The organism is Streptomyces sp. NPDC101152, assembly GCF_044768275.1.
GTDB lineage: Bacteria > Actinomycetota > Actinomycetes > Streptomycetales > Streptomycetaceae > Streptomyces.
This window is the reverse complement of record NZ_JBIWPO010000121.1, coordinates 1-4,144: the sequence shown is the minus strand read 5'-3', so window position 1 is coordinate 4,144 and position 4,144 is coordinate 1. Positions and strand designations below refer to the sequence as shown.

Annotated in this window: 4 protein-coding genes and 2 pseudogenes; 3 read left to right on the top strand and 3 right to left on the bottom strand. The window is 67.3% G+C overall.

Features of this window, described 5'->3' with window-relative positions:
- The first annotated feature begins 162 nt into the window (after nt 1-162).
- Nucleotides 163-462, top strand: coding sequence for a transposase (locus tag ACIRVK_RS45265; protein WP_404257977.1), 300 nt, complete (start codon nt 163-165; stop codon nt 460-462).
- Nucleotides 459-746: pseudogene (locus tag ACIRVK_RS45260) on the top strand (IS3 family transposase); the annotation flags it as partial. The gene ACIRVK_RS45265 and the pseudogene ACIRVK_RS45260, both read left to right, overlap by 4 nt.
- Nucleotides 747-943: 197 nt before the next feature.
- Here ACIRVK_RS45260 and ACIRVK_RS45255 read toward each other — a convergent pair.
- From ACIRVK_RS45255 to ACIRVK_RS45245, 3 genes and pseudogenes are all read right to left on the bottom strand, one after another.
- Nucleotides 944-1,240 (bottom strand): hypothetical protein, encoded by a 297-nt coding sequence (locus tag ACIRVK_RS45255; protein WP_404257975.1) that lies wholly within the window; start codon nt 1,238-1,240, stop codon nt 944-946.
- Nucleotides 1,237-1,428 carry a toxin-antitoxin system HicB family antitoxin gene (locus ACIRVK_RS45250; RefSeq protein ID WP_404257973.1) on the bottom strand — a complete coding sequence of 64 codons (192 nt, stop codon included), beginning with the start codon at nt 1,426-1,428 and terminating at the stop codon, nt 1,237-1,239. Before ACIRVK_RS45250 ends, ACIRVK_RS45255 begins: the two co-directional genes overlap by 4 nt.
- 215 nt (nt 1,429-1,643) lie before the next feature.
- Nucleotides 1,644-2,394, bottom strand: a pseudogene (locus ACIRVK_RS45245) (transposase family protein).
- Between the two features lie 534 nt (nt 2,395-2,928).
- Between ACIRVK_RS45245 and ACIRVK_RS45240 the strand changes: the two are divergent.
- Nucleotides 2,929-3,570: a hypothetical protein gene (locus ACIRVK_RS45240; RefSeq protein ID WP_404257971.1), complete on the top strand. Its 642-nt coding sequence runs from the start codon at nt 2,929-2,931 to the stop codon at nt 3,568-3,570.
- Nucleotides 3,571-4,144 lie beyond the last annotated feature (574 nt).

Here is a 4,144-nt window from a genome sequence, read left to right as displayed (position 1 = left end):
CGAGATGACCCCTTGAGTGCTTTGCCATCGACGGCTATCACGGCTGCTCGCCCGGGGCTCGCGGTGCGAGCCCCGGTGGCGGTGCGGTGTCGGTCTGAGCCTTCCCCTTGATCGTGGACACCTGGAGACTGGGACCTGAGATTCCAGAGGAAGTAGCACCAGGTGGGAAGCAAGTACACGAAGCGGTACACCGAGGAGTTCAAGCGGGACGCGATCGCGCTCGTCGACTCCTCGGGCAAGACGGTCACCGCGGTGGCCCGGGAGCTCGGCATCAGCTCGGAGTCCCTGCGCGGCTGGTACCGCCAGGCCAAGGCAGACCGGGGCGAGGGCGCCCCGGGTGAGCTCACCACGGCCGAGCGTGAGGAGCTCAAGCGGTTGCGTCGGCAGAACGCCGAGCAGGCCAAGACGATCGAGGTGCTGCGAAAAGCCGCGGTCTTCTTCGCGAAGGAGAGCGATCGGTGAACGACACGTACGCGTTCATCGAGGCGGAGAAGACCACCCACGGCGTCGCTTTCCTCTGTCGACTGCTGCAGGTGGCCCGTTCCTCGTTCTACGCCTGGCTCGCCGCGGCGAAGTCCCGGGCCGCCGACCAAGCCCTGGTGCACGAGATCGCCGTCATCCACGTCGCCTCCCGCCAGACCTACGGCGTCCCGCGCATCCATGCCGAACTGCGGCGCCTGGGGCGGTGCGTGAACCGCAAACGGGTCGCCCGTCTGATGCGTGAGCACGGTATTCAGGGAGCTCACCGCCGCAGGCGGCGGTCGCTGACCCGGCCGGACAGGAAGGCGAAGCCGGCACCGGACTCCGCGGCGGCGTTGGGTTCTGAGTTGCAGCGGTGGCGGCTGCGTCTGTACTGCGGATCTGTTCCCCGCTCCGCCACAATGGACAACGGCGCTCGCCCCGGGATGCTGCCCCGGGGCGAGCGCCGTGTTTGGTCGTGGTCCTACAGGTCTTGGACGGCACGCAGGGCCTGGTCCACCCGAGCCATTGCCGCAGGGGAAACGGGGCCGAGGAGCTTCGCGCCCTCGAACCGGTTGACCCGCAACTGGGTGATGTTGACGGCGACCGCGGTGCACGGGATCGGGTCACCGATCACCACCGACATGGCGGTATCCGGGTACTTGCCGCTGTCGTGCAGCACGATCACGAGCACCGCGCCGTACGTCTCTTCCAAGCCGGTCAGGCTGATGATCAGGACGTTGCGGCCGTCGGCCAGAGTCCAGATTTCACCGCGGTTCACAGAGTGTCGCCCTCACCCGCAAGATCATCGCCGAGGCCGAGCGCAGCGAGCTGCCGGCCAGCGTCGAGGGTGGCGGAGCGGCGGGCGGCGCGCACCACGTAGGCGTTGACCGAGAGGCCGGCGGCCTGAGCACAGTCCTTGATCGCAGGTGTCAGGTCGTCCGGAAACCGGATCGTCATCGTCGTCATGCCACCAGATTAGACACCATCTTGTGGTGGCGCCAAACGGTTGCAATCGTGAGAGCTCCCTGTCGAATGAAACACGGATCAGGCTGTCTCTACGGTTTGAGCCGCTACGCCCGGTAGGACGAGTTCGGAGGCCAGGTAGACCATGCTGAAGCCTTCGGCGAGCAGCTGCTCGCGGGTCGGCGTCAGCTCATGGACCTCACGGACAATGAGCTCTTTCAGCGTTGCCTCTCCAGAGTGAGGACGGCTTTGGCGATGACGGCCATGAGGTTGGGGCTGCAACGCGCTCTGCGGAAGATCCGTCAGGACTTCAGTCGGGCGACTTCGCGTTCGACGGGCTGTCCGGGCCGCGGACAGGGCCCGGTTGACGGTCCGCTCGGTGGGGGTGGGTTCGCCGTTGGGCGGGCGGCGCTAGGCGGTGGTGACCCAGTCTCCGGCTCCGGTGTAGGCCATGTCGGCGAGGATCGGGACGCCCTGACGCTCTCAGATTCGGATGATCTTGTGGGTGCGGGCGGCCGTCAGGTCGTGGGTCCGGCCCGGCAGCGCCGCCGATGGCCACAGGATCTCCCCGGCCGGATCTGTGACGACCTGCACGTTCACTCCGTGCCGTTTGTGGTTGGAGGAGTAGTCGGCCTGCTCGTCGCCGACCCGGTCGCACTCGGCGAGGGTGCCGTCCAGGAGCGCGTAGTCGGGATCCGTCTCACGCAGCACCTTCAGCAGGCCCGGCGCCTTGTCCGCCAGGTGCAGGAGGACTGTCGTGACGTAGGCGTGGGCGGTGCCGACCGATATGCCGAAGCCCGCGGCGAGCTGCATGAGGGTGTCGTGCCGCCAGAGGTAGTCCAGGGCGACGAGAGCACGCTGGTGCGGCGGGAGCTTGCAGCGACGGTCACCCTCACGGGTGACGATGAGCATGGTTACCCACTCGACCAGAGCGTGAGGCAGGTCGAGTGCGGCAGGATATGGGACCAATGAGGCTCCCGCGCTGCTGAGTTGAGACGTCGAACACCTCTCTCAACGGAACGGGAGCCTCGTGCGTTGCGGGTGCCGGCCTCGTCACCCATCCGGTGGCCGCTCTGAAAAGGCTCAATGTCCCGCCGCACCACGCGGCCGGGGGAGGCGTTCTGTGGCTCGATGGTGGCAACGGGATGTCGAACAGGATGCACCAGCCGGAGGTCATCGCGATCGACCTGCACGAACTCGCCCAACCGGGCTCGTGCGCGGCCAGGTCTCAACAAGCTACTTGGGCGACACCGAAGGAGCGAGACGCTAGCTAGCCCAGTAGCCATGTTCAGGCCGCTCACGACCGGGAACCCACTGCCTCGGCTGTTGCACTGGGCTCAAAGGTTGGCGTGTTCACGGCGATACGAGCGGGGGCGCCAGCGCCCATACTTCGGTCTGGACCAGCCGGGCGTGCCCGGCCGGCCGGCACACGGCAGCGGCGCGGCGGCCCAGCCGTCGTGCCCACGAATCCTTGGAGGAAACTCTCATATGCGTGGATTACGAATGGCCGGACGTCTGAGAACGCTGGCCTGCGCCTCGGCCGCGGGCGCATTGATGGCCGTTGGACTGTCCGGTACGGCGGCGTACGCGACGGAGGCGGCCCCGCTCACCGTCGCTCCGCAGCTCGGCGTCCAGTTCAACGCCGACGGTGATCCGGGCCAGTGCGGCGGGACGACCGGGGAGCAGTGGGCTGCCTCGCCGGACTGGACGCAGGCCATCCGCTTTGACACCGACAACCGTTCCGGCGGATGCCAGCTGGCGTTCGGAGTCTACGACCCGGACGGCACCCTCGCCGGCTCCTCCATCAGCTACTCACTCCAGCCCAGCAGCGGCGGTGACGCCGGTCAGTGCGGAAACTACCAGGGCACCTACGCGATGCCGATCCTGCCGATCCAGGTGTTCGGGCAGGCCGTCAGGGTCGACACCGACGACCGGCCGGGCTGGTGCAACCTCACCTTCACCGTGACAGGCAGAGCCGTCCTCGACGTCCAGTTCTACCCTGACGGCGACGCGGGCCAGTGCCCGGACGCTCTGCCCGCGGGCCAGTACCGCTCGGCCTTCGTCGGCACTCCGGTCACGGTCAAAATCGACACCGACGGCCGCTCCGGCGGCTGCCAGTTCCTGCTGCGCCTGCGGCACTTCTAGCACCCCCGTACACCCGGTTCCGTGCTGCGTCCGCGGTGCGGCGCCCCTCAAGTGCTCAGGTACCGGGCCGCATGTCCCTATCGCGGTCCGGCACTTGCCCTGACTCGTGACCAGCACTGCGCTGCCCGGCCCCTTGGGGATCAGCGCACGAACCTGGGGGCCGGTTCACGTCGTCAAGGACGAGCAGAAGGCGCAGGTTGGCCGAGCGCGACCGGAACAGGGTCTGCCCAGCCAACGGCTCTGGCTCACATCCGATAGTGACAGAGCGTCACCCTTAATTTGCCAGGTCGGAGCCCCGGCGAGAGCAGTCGCAGACGCGTCGTCGAGCTGGGCATGAACGGTGTCGACAGTCGCTTCGCCCATGCGGGACTGGCAAGGTTACCGTCAGCCACGACAGCTACTTAACGTCACCACCGGATGTGAGCAAGAGCCAAGCGCGCGTAGTAGGGCGCGGTGGAGTTGACTTCTCCCCCAGCTGCAGCAGGGAGATTCTTCCCTCGCGGGTCGAGCTTTCTGCTTCTCAGACAGCAGCTGCCCCGAACTAACGGCAAGGGACGTTGGTACGCCCAGCAGT